We start from the raw sequence: 12,884 nt of genomic DNA, 5'->3' as shown, positions 1-12,884 counted from the left end.
CGCGGAAATTCCACGCCCCAAATGGAAGAACGCGCCCCAAACCCGGCGTAGCCCGGCAGTGGGGAACCTCAGCCGTCGATCACCGCGACGAGCTCGTCCAGGAACGCGGCGAAGCTCGTCGCGCGACGGACGATGCGCTGCACGCTGTCGCGCTCGCTGAAGACCTCGACGAACTGCTCGAACACCGTCTGGAACGCCTCGCGGTCGGTCTCCGAGAACGCCACGAGCGCCACCACCTGCACGCGTCCCTCGCCCCAGGCGATCGAGGGATCGGCGATGCCGATCGCGATACGGGTCTGGGTCGCCGTCATTCCCATCGCGTGCGGCACGGCGAGCGCGTCGGTGAACGCGGTCGACGAGATCGCCTCGCGCTCCACGGCCCGCGCGACGTAGTCGTCATCGATGACGCCCTCGTCGACCAACAGCCCGCCGAGGCGACGGATGACCCCGGCCTCGCCATCGGCGCCGTCGAGGCCCCGCACGAAAGCGTCGGGTGAGAAGTAACGCTCGAGTTCGGCGCTCAGCCGCGCGAGGCGGCGGGCCCGCCGGACGCGCGACGCCGCGGCCTGCACGCGCTCGACGTCGGCGTCGGTGAGGAACGGCTGGATGCGCACGAACCGATCGCCCGGCCGCGGCGGGTCGATCGTGGTGAGCACGAGGTCGGTGTCGATGGAATCCCACGCCGGGTCGATACGGGTCTCGACGCCGACGACCTCGATCGCCTGCCCCAGCGACCGGTCGACGCTCGAACGCAGCAGCTCGTGCAGCTCGTAGTACCCCGGGCACACGATCGTCGCCGTCAGCAGCTGGTCGGAGCGGCGGCTGCGTTCGAGCCGCCCGCCGACGTGCATCGCGATATAGGCGATCTCGTCGTCCATGATCGGGATGCCGAGGGCGTCCTGGAGCCCCTTCGCGATGTACACCGCGACCTCGAAGATCATCGGGTACGTCGACTTGAGCGAGCGCGTGAGGGGGTTGCGCGACCACGCCTGCTCGCGCGAGCGGTGCAGCAGGTTCTGCACGTGCAGCGCGAGGCGCATGACGAAGTCGGCGTGCGCGATATCGACCAGATACTGGGATGCCGCGGCCTCGACGACCGCGCGCACGGCCTCCGCGACCGCCGGGTCCAGGCGCGCGCGCACGTCATCGGCCGCGGGAGAGCCGGGGGCCACGATCCGCGTGAGGACGAGAGTGGCGAGGTGGCGCAGGTCTCCCGCGCCGAGCTGCACGCCGATGTGCTTGAGCGTCAGGCGGTCCAGCAGGCCGGCGACGGCGTCCACGGCATCCGACGACTCTCCCGCGGCGGCCCCGAGGCCGCGGTCGCGCGTGACCCGGTCGGCGGCGATGGCGATGTGCATGACGACGTCGCCGATGCCGATCTCGTTGACGAAGTACCCCATCGACCCGAGCCCGGCGACGAGCTCGGCTTTGAAGGGCCCGAACGCCCGCGCGCCGACCGACCGCTCGCCGAGCGTGCGGCGCAGCGCGTCGAGGTCGAACATCCCGGCATCCATTTCGTCGTGCGCGAGCTTGGACAGCAGCCGCCGCTGGGCGACCTCGGTCCCGCGCAGGCGGGCGGTGGATGCCGAGCGCTCGAGGGTCAGCTCGGTACCGCCGAGCAGTCCGCGCACGCGCGCCAGGTCGGCTTCGAGGGTGGCGGCGCTGACGTGGAGGGTGTCGGCGGTCTCGAAGACGTCGATGCCGTCCGCGGAGTCGAGCAGGCGCCGCACGAGCGTGTGCAGCCGGTCCCGCGGCGTGCCGCTGTCGGCCGTCGAGCCCGCGCGCAGGGCGATCGCCGCGTCCGATCCCGCCCGATACCCCAGCGGACCCGACTCGATCGCCGTCCCGCCGGCCACGCGGGCGTTGACCGCGGTGACGTAGGAGCGCACGCTGCGCGGGGTCACGCCCAGCGCATCCGCCAGCGACGCGGCCGTGGACCACTCCGCGTCCCGCAGCAGCAGGGCCAGCAGGCGGTCTTGGCGAGCTTTCGTCGTCACGATCCGTCCTCCGCGCCGGCCCGGATGGCAGCGCTCCCCCCATCCAACCACGCGCATCACCCTCGAGCGCGGGGGCGCGGCATCCACGTTCCGGGGGGTGGGAAACGAACCTGGTTGTCTGCTGTGAACGCGATGTTCACAATCGAGAGGAAGGAGGCGGGTCGATGAGGATCCTCGTGGTGTGCGGCGCTGGTGCGTCCAGCACGTTCGTCGCACAGCGTGTTCGTCACGCAGCTCACGATCGCGGCCTCCCCTACTCCGCTGCGGCGGGGACCGTGAGGTCGCTCCCGATCGACCTCGACGCGGTCGACATCGTTCTCGTCGGCCCGCACTTGGCCCCCGACCTGGAGCGGATCCGACAGGATGCCGCGACACGGGGGGTGCGAGTCGTCTTGCTGCCCGAGGACGCCTTCACCGACCTGACCGGAACCCGCACGCTCGCTCTCGTGGAAGAGGCGATGGGGGCGCGGGAGTCCGCGGACACCATCTGACCCGCCGCCGGAAAGGAACACTCATGCCCCAGATCACCCGGACGGTCCGCATCGGCTCGTCGCACGGCCTCCACGCCCGCCCCGCGAAGCTCTTCGCGCAGGCGGCCAAGGAGTCCGGCATCCCGGTGAGCCTCATCAAGGACGCCGGCGCGCCCGTGAACGCCGCCAGCATCCTGGGCATCATCGCCCTCGGCCTGGAACAGGGCGACTACGTCACGCTCACCGCCGACGGCGACAACGCCGAGGCGACGCTCGAGCGCCTGGCCGAACTGCTGACCACCGACCACGACGCCGAGTAAGGAACACAGGAACATGACGGAACTCCGTGGAGTCGGAATCGGACTGGGCGTGGCCCAGGGCCCCATCGCGCGCATGGCCGAGCCCCTGCCCGCCCCGAAGGACGCCCCCAGCGAGCTGTCGGTCGAGGAAGAGACGGCGCGCGTGCGCGAGGCCGTCGCCGCCGTCGCGAGGGAACTCGAGCAGCGCGGCGCGGACGCGGGTGGCGCGGCCCGTGACGTGCTGGAGGCCCAGGCGATGATCGCCGAGGACCCGACCCTCGAAGCCGAGGTCGACTCACGTCTGGCCGCGGGCAAGAACGGTGAGTTCGCCGTCCACGACGCCTTCGCCTCGTTCCGCGAGCAGCTCATCGCCCTCGGCGGATACCTGGGTGAGCGCGCCGCCGACCTCGACGACGTCGCCCAGCGCGTCATCGCGCGTCTGCGGGGCGTCGCCGCTCCCGGCATCCCCGATCCCGGTCACCCGTTCGTGCTCGTCGCCAAAGACCTCGCTCCCGCCGACACCGCCCTGCTCGACCTCGACAAGGTCCTCGCGCTCGTGACCACCGAGGGCGGACCCACCTCGCACACGGCGATCCTGGCGCGCGAGAAGTCGATCGTCGCGGTCGTCGGCGCCTCCGGCGCGAAAGACCTCGTCGACGGTCAGACGGTGATCGTGGATGCCGCCGCCGGCGTCGTCACGGTCGACCCCAGCGACGACGACCTCGCGCGGGCCAAGAACCGTGCCGCGGCGCGCGCCTCCGCCGCCTCGGCGCCCATCACCGACGGCGCCCTCGCCGACGGCACGAAGGTCCCGCTGCTCGCCAACCTCGGCAAGCCCGGTGGCGCTGCCGAGGCCGTCGCGCTGGGCGCGGAGGGCGTGGGCCTGTTCCGCACCGAGTTCCTGTTCCTCAGCTCCAGCTCCGCTCCGACCGTCGAGGAGCAGCGCACCGCCTACATCGAGCTGCTCAGCGCCTTCCCCGGCAAGAAGGTCGTCGTGCGCGTGCTCGACGCCGGCGCCGACAAGCCCCTGCCGTTCCTCAACGATGCGCACGAAGAGAACCCGGCCCTGGGTCTCCGGGGCCTCCGCGCCCTCCGTGCGAGCGAGGACATCCTGCGCGAGCAGCTCACGGCCCTCGCCGAGGCGGATGCCGAGACCCGCAAGTCCGCGGCCGGTCCCGCCGACCTGTGGGTCATGGCGCCGATGGTGTCCACGGTCGAGGAGACCCGTTACTTCACCGCGCTGGCCAAGGACTACGGCCTGAAGACCACGGGTGTGATGGTGGAGGTCCCCTCCTCCGCGCTGCTCGCCGACCGCATCCTCCAGATCGCCGACTTCGCCTCGATCGGCACCAACGACCTGACGCAGTACACGCTCGCCGCCGACCGGCTGCTCGGCTCGGTCGCCTCGTTCCAGGACCCGTGGCACCCGGCCGTCTTGCGCCTGATCCGCGAGGTCGGCGCCGCCGGCCGCGCGAACGGCAAGCCCGTCGGCATCTGCGGCGAGGCGGCGGCGGACCCGCTGCTCGCGGTGGTGCTCGTCGGACTCGGCGCCACCACGCTGTCGATGGCCCCCACGGCCCTCGCCGACGTGCGTGCGACCCTGCTCACCCACACGCTCGACGATGCCCTTCGCATCGCCGAAGCCGCCCTGGCCGCCGACGACGCGGCCTCCGCCCGGGAGGCCGCTCAGGCAGCCTCCGCATCCCCCGCGGCCTGAGCCGCGCTCCACCTCGCGGCCCCGGCCGCATCTCGATACAAGGAGACACAGCAATGACGACGGCGTCGACAACCAAGAAGCCGGGAGGTGCTCGCGTCGCGGTCCAGCGATTCGGCACGTTCCTCTCCGGCATGATCATGCCCAACATCGCGGCGTTCATCGCGTGGGGCTTCATCACGATGCTCTTCATTCCCGCCGGGTTCTTCGGCGCGAACAGCCCCTTCGGCGCCGGTTGGCACTGGTCGCCCGTGGCCGAGATCATCGGCGGTGGCGGCGATGCCGCCGCGATCGGCTGGCCGGGCGCCATGACGGCGCTCACCGAGGGCACCGACGGCACCTACCAGGGCTACGTGGGTCTGGTCAGCGTCATGATCACGTACCTGCTGCCCCTGCTCATCGCCAACACCGGTGGCCGCATGGTCTACGGTGCTCGCGGTGGCGTGGTCGCGACGATCGCCGTGATGGGCGTCATCGTCGGCACGAACATCCCGATGTTCCTCGGCGCGATGATCATGGGCCCGCTCGCGGCCTGGATCACCAAGCAGATGGACAAGATCTGGGACGGCAAGATCCGCCCCGGCTTCGAGATGCTGGTCAACAACTTCTCCGCCGGCATCCTCGGCATGGTTCTCGCGATCGTCGGCTTCTTCGCCTTCGGTCCCGTGTTCCTCGGTGTCAGCGCGTTCCTGGGCGGCATCGTCGGCTGGCTCGTGCAGTACAACCTGCTCCCGCTCCTGTCGATCATCGTCGAGCCGGCCAAGGTGCTGTTCCTCAACAACGCCATCAACCACGGCGTGTTCACGCCGCTCGGCATCGAGCAGGCCGCCGAGTCGGGCAAGTCGATCCTCTTCCTCATCGAGGCCAACCCCGGCCCCGGTCTGGGTCTGCTCCTCGCCTTCACCTTCTTCGGTGTCGGCGCGGCGAAGGCCTCGGCCCCCGGCGCGATCATCATCCAGTTCTTCGGTGGCATCCACGAGATCTACTTCCCGTACGCCCTCGCGAAGCCCATGACGATCCTCGCGCTCATCGCCGGTGGCGCCGCGGGCGTCACGACCAACATGCTCTTCGGCGGCGGACTGGTCTTCCCGGCCGCTCCCGGCAGCATCATCGCCGTGACCGCTTCCGCGATCGGCGCGGGACCGGGCAACCTCCTGGTCGTGTACCTGTCGGTCGTCGTGGCCGCCGTGGTGACCTTCCTGGTGGCCGGTGTCATCCTCCGCGCCTCGCGCAAGCGCGACCTGGCCGCCGAGGGCGACGACGCGTTCGCCGCGGCGATCGACCAGACCGAAGCCAACAAGGGCAAGGAGTCCTCGACCCTCGGTGCGCTGCGCAACCGCGGCTCGAGCGACGTGACCGCGTCGGCCGACCGCGACGTCGAGGGCGCGCTGGGTGGCCTCGGCGGCTCCGTGGCGACCAAACAGGTCAACGCGATCGTGTTCGCGTGCGACGCCGGCATGGGCTCCTCCGCGATGGGCGCGAGCGTCCTGCGCAACAAGATCAAGAAGGCCGGCATCGAGGGGATCACCGTCACCAACGCGGCGATCGCGAACCTCGACGGCACCGCCGACCTGATCATCACGCAGAACCAGCTGACCGACCGCGCCAAGGCCCAGTCGCCTGACGCGATCCACGTGTCGGTGGACAACTTCATGAACTCGCCGAAGTACGACGAGGTCGTGGAGATGGTCCGCGTTCAGCACGACGCGAAGTAATCCACTCCCACGGAGGGGCCGGGGCAGGCGCACCGGCCCCTCCGTCTTCCCGTCCGGCCCGCTTCCTGCGAGGCTGGAGAGCACGACGAGAAAGGCGAGAACCATGTCAGACGTCCTCCGCATCGAATCCGTCCGTATCCATCCCGGCAGCGCCACCCGCGAGGAGGCGATGAAGGAGGCGGCCGACCTGCTCGAGGCCTCCGGCTCGGTCACCGGTGAGTACTTCGCCGCCATGCAGCAGCGCGAGGAGACCGTGTCCACCTACATGGGCAACGAGCTCGCGATCCCCCACGGCACCAACGAGACCAAGCAGGCGATCCTGACCTCTGGTCTCTCCGTGGTCCGCTACGACGGCGGCGTCGACTGGGGCGGGGAGCCGGTGAGCTTCGTCATCGGCATCGCCGGCAAGGGCGACGAGCACCTCGAGATCCTGTCGCAGATCGCCATCCTCTTCTCCGACGAGGACGATGTCGCGCGCCTGAAGGCCGTCTCCTCCGCTGAGGAGCTGTTCGAGGCCCTCGCGGGTTCCGTCAACGCATGAAGGCCGTCCACTTCGGCGCGGGCAACATCGGTCGCGGCTTCGTCGGTCTGCTGCTGCACGAGGGCGGCTACGAGCTGGTCTTCTCCGACGTCTCCGCGGCCCTCGTCGCGGCGATCAACGCGGCATCCGAGTACACCGTCCACGAGGTCGGCGACGGCGGTACCGACAAGACGGTGACCGGCTTCCGCGCCATCGACAGCTCGACGGATGCCGAGGCCCTCGTCGACGAGATCGCGACCGCCGACGTGGTGACCACCGCCGTCGGCCCCACGATCCTGAAGTTCGTCGCCCCGCACATCGTCGCCGGTCTCGCCCTCCGCGACCCCTCGCTCCCGCCGCTGCAGATCATGGCGTGCGAGAACGCCATCGGCGCCACCGATCAGTTGCGCGAGCACGTGGTCGACATCGCCGCAGAGTCCTGGGACGCACTGGACGCCCGCGCGGTGTTCGCCAACACCGCGGTCGACCGCATCGTTCCGGCGCAGGCCGTCGGCGGTGTCGACGTGACCGTCGAGCCGTTCTACGAGTGGGCGATCGAGCGCGGGCCGTTCGGTGACGAACCGCCGCACATTCCCGGCGCGCACTTCGTCGACGATCTCACGCCGTACATCGAGCGCAAGCTCTTCACCGTCAACACCGGTCACGCGGCGACGGCGTACTTCGGCGCCCGCGCCGGGATCGAGCGCATCTCGGACGCGCTGTCCGACCCGGAGATCGCCGCGAACGTCGAGGCGGCGCTCGAGGAGACCAGCGCTCTCCTCGTGCAGAAGCACGAGCTCGACGCCGAGGTGCAGGGCCAGTACCGCGCCACGATCCTGCGACGCTTCCGCAACCCCGCACTGCCGGACACCGTGTGGCGCGTCGGCCGCCAGCCGTTGCGTAAGCTCTCGCGGCATGAGCGGTTCGTCGGCCCCGCGGCCGAGGCGATCGAACGGGGGCTGCCCGTGGACGCGCTCGTGTCCGCGATGGCCGCCGCCCTGGAGTTCGAGGATGCCGAGGACGCACAGGCCGTGGATCTGCAGCGACTCCTCGGCGAACTGGATGCCACGGCCTTCACCGCGCAGGTGACCGGACTCGCGCCCGAGCACCCGCTGTTCGCCCGCATCGTCGAGATCGTCGCGGCACGACAGGCGGCGTTACGCTCCTGAGGTGACCGACACCACTCCGTCCGCCGACGGGGCGCCCCGTGCGCCCCGTCGGCGTTTCCGTCTCCTGCGCTGGATCCTCGGGGGCCTCGGCGCCCTCGTGCTGCTGCTGGTGGTCGGCATCCTGATCTACACGCAGGTGGGCGTGATGGGTGCCGAAGCCGATCCGCTGGCCGAGGCACGCGCCAACCCCGGGCTGACGATCGCCGAGGACGGGGCGGGTATCGTGCTCTCGCCCACCGCCGGCGACACCGGGCGGGGCCTCGTGTTCATCCCGGGCGCCAAGGTCGACGCGCTCGGCTACGTCGCGACGTTCGCCGACACGGTGGTCGACGACGGAGTGACGGTCGTGATCACCCGCCCCTGGCTGAACCTGGCCTTCTTCGATCCGCGGCCGCTGTCGACCTTCACCGATCTCGCTCCCGACGTCCGGGCGTGGGCCGTCGGCGGGCACTCGCTCGGCGGCGTGCGGGCGTGTCAGCTCGCCGGGGACGCCGACGCCCTGGTGCTCTTCGCTTCGTACTGCGCCACCGACCTGTCGGCATCCGGACTCCCGGTGCTGAGCCTGTCGGGGTCGGAGGACGGCCTCTCGACCCCGCAGAAGATCGCCGACGCCGCGACGCTGCTGCCCGCCGACACGACCTTCGTCGAGATCCCCGGGGCCTCGCACGCGTCGTTCGGCGCCTACGGCCCCCAGGCCGGCGACGGCACCCCGACCGCCGACTCCGCCGAGGTCGACCGCATCATCGCCGAGCAGCTGGGCGCGTTCCTGCCGACGCGCTGACGCGGCCGGGTGGCGTGCGCCGGTGTCCGCGCGGGCGAAACTCCTGAGAAACCGGCCCGTTCCGCGTCGGCACTGCCCCCGATTGCTCACGCGGCGCCAGGATTCAGGAGTTTCGCCCGAGGCGGTCCGGGGCGACTCCCCCTGCCCTCCCGCCGTTATCCACAGCTCGGGCGCCCGTGACCACGCAACGCCTCGCGAGGCGGCCAGGGTGTGCCCATGGCATCCGCAGACCCTCGGTCCGACGAAAACCACGAGATGGTGTGGGCGACCCGCGACCTCCATGCGGCGGGGTGGTCGCGTCGTGCTCTCGCCCGCGCCGTTGCCGACGGCACCCTCGTGCGCGTGCGTCAGGGCAGGTTCGTCGTGGCAGGCACCCCCGACTCCATCGTCACGGCGGCGGGCCTGGGCGGTCGGCTCGACTGCATCAGCCTTCTGGCGCTGTACGGCGTGTTCGTTCACCACCACACGGACGGTCACGTGCAACAGGATCCCCTGGCCAGCCGACGCCCACCGGCACCCGACGGCGTGGTGTACCACTGGAGACCGAGCGCTGCGCGGCGAGACCGATCCGTGGTCCATATAGTGGAAGCCCTTGCGCAGGCGATCCGGTGCCAACCTCCGCGATCGGCCGTCGCGACGCTCGACAGCGCCTGGCACCTCGGCCTCGTCGACGAGGCCGGGATCGGCGAGGTCTTCGCGCGCGTGCCGCGTCGCTTCCAGGTACTGCGAGGGCTGTTGGATCCGCGCGCAGAGGCGGGGACCGAAACACTCGTCCGGCTCCTCCTGCGACACCTCGGTTGCCGGGTCGACGTGCAGGTACGCATCGACGGCGTCGGGCGCGTCGATCTGCTGGTCGACGGTTGGCTCATCGTCGAGTGCGACAGCGCGCAGTTCCACGGCACCTGGCACGTGCACAAGAACGACCGGCGACGCGACATGGCGGCTCTGGAGCGGGGCTACGTGACGCTTCGCCTGCTCGCCGAGGACATCCTGTACCGTCCCGACCGCGTCCGCGCCGCACTCCAGCGCGTCCTGGCGCACGGCGCCCCCGGGCGAAACTCCTGACCTTCCGTACAGCCGCACCCGCCACTCCGGTCCATACCGCCGAAAGGGCCGAAATCTCAGGAGTTTCGCACGCCCGTGCGCGCCCTCACCGACCCACCCGCCCCGGGGCGGCCACCGGTTTGGACGGCAGGTCGGCCGCGGCCCGGGCGTGAGAACGGGCGAAGCTTCTGAGGAACGGGGCGGTGACGGACCGGAACGGGGCCGCGCGGACGGCTAGAGCACAGATCTCAGGAGATTCGCACGCGTGGGGCGCGTCCCGTCGAAGGGGTGGCACCGACACCGGCGCGCCGCACTGCGGCGCGTCAGCGCTGGAAGCCCTCGGCGATGATCTCGATGAGCTCCTCGCGCTCCTCGACCGGCAGGAACGCACCGGCCGCGGCGTTGAGCTGGAAGGCCTCGAGGTCGTCGAGGTCGTAGTCGAACGCCTGCGCCAGCAGCGCCAGCTCGCGCGTCAGGGTCGTGCGGCTCATGAGGCGGTTGTCGACGTTCACCGTCACCGAGAAGCCCAGCTGGTAGAGCAGGTCGAACGGGTGGGCGTCCATCGTGTCGCCCCAGGCCGTGACCGCCCCGCTCTGCAGGTTCGACGTCGGCGAAAGCTCGAGCGTGATCTCGCGGTCGCGCACCCAGCGCGCCATGTCGCCGAAAGTGACCAGAACCTCTTCGCCCTCGCGCGAGACGACGTCGAGGTCGTTGGCGATACGCACACCGTGTCCGAGGCGCAGAGCCCGCCCGTCGAGCAGCGCCGAACGAATGGATGCCAGCCCCGCCCCTTCACCGGCGTGCACCGTCGTGGGGAAGAAATGCTCGGCGAGATAGTCGAAGGCCGCGCGGTGATCCGAGGCCGGGAATCCGTCCTCGGGGCCGGCGAGGTCGAAGCCGACCACGCCGCGGCTGCGCCACGACACCGCGAGCTCGGCGATCTCCCGCGACCGCGATCCCTGCCGCATCGCGGTGAGCAGCTGCCCCACGCGGATGTCCTTGCCGCGCGCGTCAGCGGCATCCTCGCCCTCTTCGATGCCCTCCTGAACCGCGTCCACGACGTCGTCGAGGCTGAGGCCGCGCGTCAGGTGCTGCTCGGGAGCCCACCGCATCTCCGCGTAGACGACGCCGTCCTCGGCGAGGTCCTCGACGAACTCCTTGGCGGCGCGCACGAGACCCTCGCGGGTCTGCAGGACGCCGACCGTGAGCGAGAACTTCTCGAGGTAGTCCTCGAGCGAACCGGAGTCGACGTGGTCCGAGAACCAGTCCTCGAGCCCCTCGGCGTCGTCGGCCGGGACGTCGAGGTCGAGCTCGTCGGCCAGCTCGAGCACCGTCTGCGCCCGCATCCCCCCGTCGAGGTGGTCGTGCAGCGACACCTTCGGCAGGTCGTGCAGCTTCTTGCCCTGGATACGGACGTCGTCGGTGGCCATGGTGCTCCTCGGGTCGGATGCCATCACGCAGTGATGCGCTCGCGCACGAGCGTGGTGCGCGCGGGAGCGGCGTCGCCGATCTCCCACGCGCCGTCGACCGCGGCGAGGGCGCGCTCGAAGCGCGTCTCATCATCGGCCGACAGGGTGAACAGCGGCTGACCGGCCGCGACGGAATCCCCGACCGTGACGTGCAAGTCGATGCCCGCGGCGTGCACGACGGCATCCTCGGCGCGCGCGCGTCCCGCCCCCAGGCGCCAGGCCCCGATGCCGAACGGCAGCGCCTCGACGCGCGTGACGACCCCCGCCCGCTCGGCGACGACCGTGTGGGTCTCGCGCGGCGCCGGGAGGGCGGCATCCGGATCGCCGTCCTGGGCGCGGATCATGCGCTTCCACACGTCCATCGCGCGGCCGTCGGCCAAGGCCGCCTCGACATCGGCGTCCGGACGTCCGGCGAGCGTCAGCATCTCGCGCGCGAGAGCGACGGTCAGCTCGACGACGTCGGCGGGACCACCGCCGGCCAGGACCTCGACCGACTCGCGCACCTCGTTGGCGTTGCCGATCGCTCGGCCGAGCGGGGTGTTCATGTCGGTGAGGAGCGCCGTGGTGTTCACGCCCGAGTCGGTGCCGAGGGCGACCATGGTCTCGGCGAGCTCGCGGGCCCGGTCGATGTCCTGCATGAAGGCGCCGGAGCCGAACTTCACGTCGAGCACGAGGGAGTCGGTGCCCTCGGCGATCTTCTTCGACATGATGCTCGACGCGATCAGCGGGATCGCCTCGACCGTGCCGGTGACGTCGCGCAGCGCGTAGAGCTTCTTGTCGGCGGGGGCCAGGCCCGTGCCGGCCGCGCAGATCACGGCGCCCACGTCGGCGAGCTGCGCGAGGATCTCGTCGTTGGACAGCGCCGCGCGCCACCCCGGGATGGACTCGAGCTTGTCGAGCGTGCCGCCGGTGTGCCCCAGACCGCGGCCCGAGAGCTGCGGCACGGCCACCCCGAACGCGGCGACGAGCGGCGCGAGCGGCAGCGTGATCTTGTCGCCCACGCCACCGGTCGAGTGCTTGTCGACCGTGGGCTTGTCGAGCGACGAGAAGTCCATGCGCTCGCCCGAGGCGATCATGGCATCCGTCAGCACCCGGATCTGGTCGCGGCCGAGGCCGTTCAGGAGCACCGCCATCGTGAACGCCGACATCTGTGCGTCCATGACGTAGCCGCGTGTGTAGGCGTCGACGAGCCAGCGGATCTCGCCCTCGGTGATCGCCCGCCCGTCACGCTGGGCACGGATGATGTCGACGGCGTCGTACTGTTCGGCGCTCATCGAGCCGCCTCCTCGAGGTCACGCGGCCCGAAGGCGTCGGGCAGGACTTCGTCGATCGTCCGGATGCCGCTGACGGTCTCGAGCAGCATGCCCGGGATCGCGTGCTCGAACAGCAGCTGCCGGCACCGCCCGCACGGCATGAGCGTGCGCCCCTCACCGTCCACGCAGACGAACGCGACCAACTGGCCGCCTCCGCTCATGTGCAGTTCGGACACCAGGCCGCACTCAGCGCACAGGGTGACGCCGTACGAGGCGTTCTCGACGTTGCACCCCGAGACGATGCGGCCGTCGGCGACGAGGGCCGCGGCCCCCACCTTGAAGCGGGAGTAGGGCGCGTAGGCGCGATGCATCGCCTCGGTGGCGGCGGAACGCAGTTCGTCCCAGTCGATGTCGGTCATCGTGGTGCAGGGGGTCCTCTCGTGAAGGGGGAAG

Annotated in this window: 12 protein-coding genes; 8 read left to right on the top strand and 4 right to left on the bottom strand. The window is 70.9% G+C overall.

Translation table 11 applies throughout. The features are described from left to right. Window positions 1–68 precede the first annotated feature (68 nt). Entirely contained in the window at window positions 69–1,997 is a 1,929-nt protein-coding gene (locus AC3E6M_RS09715) for a BglG family transcription antiterminator (RefSeq protein ID WP_171024284.1), read from the bottom strand. Window positions 1,998–2,161: 164 nt separating this feature from the next. On the opposite strand from AC3E6M_RS09715, the gene AC3E6M_RS09710 reads away from it, so the two are divergent. The 8 genes from AC3E6M_RS09710 to AC3E6M_RS09675 all read left to right on the top strand — a co-directional run bounded on the left by AC3E6M_RS09710 (window position 2,162) and on the right by AC3E6M_RS09675 (window position 9,730). Next, window positions 2,162–2,488, top strand: coding sequence for a PTS sugar transporter subunit IIB (locus AC3E6M_RS09710; RefSeq protein WP_138175153.1), 327 nt, complete (start codon window positions 2,162–2,164; stop codon window positions 2,486–2,488). 23 nt (window positions 2,489–2,511) lie between these two features. Then, window positions 2,512–2,787 (top strand): HPr family phosphocarrier protein, encoded by a 276-nt coding sequence (locus AC3E6M_RS09705; protein WP_138175154.1) that lies wholly within the window; start codon window positions 2,512–2,514, stop codon window positions 2,785–2,787. A 13-nt stretch (window positions 2,788–2,800) separates the two neighbouring features. Continuing rightward, window positions 2,801–4,483, top strand: coding sequence for a phosphoenolpyruvate--protein phosphotransferase (gene ptsP, locus AC3E6M_RS09700; RefSeq protein WP_138175156.1), 1,683 nt, complete (start codon window positions 2,801–2,803; stop codon window positions 4,481–4,483). A 53-nt stretch (window positions 4,484–4,536) separates the two neighbouring features. After that, window positions 4,537–6,195 (top strand): PTS mannitol transporter subunit IIBC, encoded by a 1,659-nt coding sequence (locus tag AC3E6M_RS09695; RefSeq protein WP_138175158.1) that lies wholly within the window; start codon window positions 4,537–4,539, stop codon window positions 6,193–6,195. A gap of 103 nt (window positions 6,196–6,298) precedes the next feature. Beyond that, window positions 6,299–6,736 (top strand): PTS mannitol transporter subunit IIA, encoded by a 438-nt coding sequence (locus tag AC3E6M_RS09690; protein WP_292903383.1) that lies wholly within the window; start codon window positions 6,299–6,301, stop codon window positions 6,734–6,736. Further along, window positions 6,733–7,884, top strand: coding sequence for a mannitol-1-phosphate 5-dehydrogenase (locus tag AC3E6M_RS09685; RefSeq protein WP_490529740.1), 1,152 nt, complete (start codon window positions 6,733–6,735; stop codon window positions 7,882–7,884). The genes AC3E6M_RS09690 and AC3E6M_RS09685 overlap by 4 nt, the downstream gene beginning before the upstream one ends. Before the next feature lies 1 nt (window position 7,885). Beyond that, on the top strand, window positions 7,886–8,665 hold the full coding sequence (locus AC3E6M_RS09680; RefSeq protein ID WP_490529739.1) for an alpha/beta hydrolase: 780 nt from the start codon (window positions 7,886–7,888) through the stop codon (window positions 8,663–8,665). A gap of 216 nt (window positions 8,666–8,881) precedes the next feature. Further along, complete coding sequence (locus tag AC3E6M_RS09675) at window positions 8,882–9,730, top strand: type IV toxin-antitoxin system AbiEi family antitoxin domain-containing protein (protein ID WP_490529738.1); 849 nt, start codon at window positions 8,882–8,884, stop codon at window positions 9,728–9,730. A gap of 302 nt (window positions 9,731–10,032) precedes the next feature. Here AC3E6M_RS09675 and AC3E6M_RS09670 read toward each other — a convergent pair whose 3' ends face one another. The 3 genes from AC3E6M_RS09670 to AC3E6M_RS09660 are packed head-to-tail and all read right to left on the bottom strand — an operon-like array spanning window position 10,033 to window position 12,850. Further along, window positions 10,033–11,139 carry an adenosine deaminase gene (locus AC3E6M_RS09670; protein WP_138175168.1) on the bottom strand — a complete coding sequence of 369 codons (1,107 nt, stop codon included), beginning with the start codon at window positions 11,137–11,139 and terminating at the stop codon, window positions 10,033–10,035. A gap of 23 nt (window positions 11,140–11,162) precedes the next feature. After that, window positions 11,163–12,452: a thymidine phosphorylase gene (locus AC3E6M_RS09665; RefSeq protein WP_138175170.1), complete on the bottom strand. Its 1,290-nt coding sequence runs from the start codon at window positions 12,450–12,452 to the stop codon at window positions 11,163–11,165. Further along, a complete protein-coding gene (locus AC3E6M_RS09660) occupies window positions 12,449–12,850 on the bottom strand; it encodes a cytidine deaminase (protein ID WP_058595516.1) in 402 nt (133 codons plus the stop codon). Before AC3E6M_RS09660 ends, AC3E6M_RS09665 begins: the two co-directional genes overlap by 4 nt. Between the last annotated feature and the right edge of the window lie 34 nt (window positions 12,851–12,884).

It is taken from the genome of Microbacterium sp. SCPM-O-B-15248 (M128) (assembly GCF_058214835.1).
The sequence above is the reverse complement of the archived record's forward strand: the minus strand, read 5'-3'. Positions and strand labels throughout refer to the sequence as shown.

Bases quoted from the DNA above. Each gene is read 5' to 3' on its own strand.
- AC3E6M_RS09710 (WP_138175153.1), top strand. From the start codon at position 2,162: ATGAGGATCCTCGTGGTGTGCGGCGCTGGTGCGTCCAGCACGTTCGTC.
- AC3E6M_RS09705 (WP_138175154.1), top strand. From the start codon at position 2,512: ATGCCCCAGATCACCCGGACGGTCCGCATCGGCTCGTCGCACGGCCTC.
- ptsP (WP_138175156.1), top strand. From the start codon at position 2,801: ATGACGGAACTCCGTGGAGTCGGAATCGGACTGGGCGTGGCCCAGGGC.
- AC3E6M_RS09695 (WP_138175158.1), top strand. From the start codon at position 4,537: ATGACGACGGCGTCGACAACCAAGAAGCCGGGAGGTGCTCGCGTCGCG.
- AC3E6M_RS09690 (WP_292903383.1), top strand. From the start codon at position 6,299: ATGTCAGACGTCCTCCGCATCGAATCCGTCCGTATCCATCCCGGCAGC.
- AC3E6M_RS09685 (WP_490529740.1), top strand. From the start codon at position 6,733: ATGAAGGCCGTCCACTTCGGCGCGGGCAACATCGGTCGCGGCTTCGTC.
- AC3E6M_RS09675 (WP_490529738.1), top strand. From the start codon at position 8,882: ATGGCATCCGCAGACCCTCGGTCCGACGAAAACCACGAGATGGTGTGG.
- AC3E6M_RS09670 (WP_138175168.1), bottom strand. From the start codon at position 11,139: ATGGCCACCGACGACGTCCGTATCCAGGGCAAGAAGCTGCACGACCTG.
- AC3E6M_RS09665 (WP_138175170.1), bottom strand. From the start codon at position 12,452: ATGAGCGCCGAACAGTACGACGCCGTCGACATCATCCGTGCCCAGCGT.
- AC3E6M_RS09660 (WP_058595516.1), bottom strand. From the start codon at position 12,850: ATGACCGACATCGACTGGGACGAACTGCGTTCCGCCGCCACCGAGGCG.